Origin of the sequence: Paenibacillus rhizoplanae (assembly GCF_042684125.1) — a bacterium.
GTDB classification, from domain to species: domain Bacteria; phylum Bacillota; class Bacilli; order Paenibacillales; family Paenibacillaceae; genus Paenibacillus_AQ; species Paenibacillus_AQ rhizoplanae.
The window spans coordinates 1-577 of record NZ_JBHUKY010000074.1 but is presented as its reverse complement, the minus strand read 5'-3'; the positions used below and the strand labels follow the sequence as shown (position 1 = coordinate 577).

Annotated in this window: 1 rRNA gene; it reads right to left on the bottom strand. The window is 56.7% G+C overall.

The features are described 5' to 3' along the window. A 23S ribosomal RNA gene (locus tag ACFSX3_RS27770) occupies positions 1 to 577 on the bottom strand; the annotation flags it as partial.

The following is a 577-nucleotide window of genomic DNA, read 5'->3' as shown; positions in this document are numbered from 1 at the left end:
TGGGAAATCTCATCTTGAGGGGGGCTTCACGCTTAGATGCTTTCAGCGCTTATCCCGTCCGTACGTAGCTACTCAGCCATGCTCCTGGCGGAACAACTGATGCACCAGCGGTACGTCCATCCCGGTCCTCTCGTACTAAGGACAGCTCCTCTCAAATTTCCTGCGCCCACGACAGATAGGGACCGAACTGTCTCACGACGTTCTGAACCCAGCTCGCGTACCGCTTTAATGGGCGAACAGCCCAACCCTTGGGACCTACTTCAGCCCCAGGATGCGATGAGCCGACATCGAGGTGCCAAACCTCCCCGTCGATGTGGACTCTTGGGGGAGATAAGCCTGTTATCCCCAGGGTAGCTTTTATCCGTTGAGCGATGGCCCTTCCATGCGGTACCACCGGATCACTAAGTCCGACTTTCGTCCCTGCTCGACTTGTAGGTCTCGCAGTCAAGCTCCCTTATGCCTTTGCACTCTGCGAATGATTTCCAACCATTCTGAGGGAACCTTTGAACGCCTCCGTTACTCTTTAGGAGGCGACCGCCCCAGTCAAACTGCCCGCCTGACACGGTCCCCGTACCCG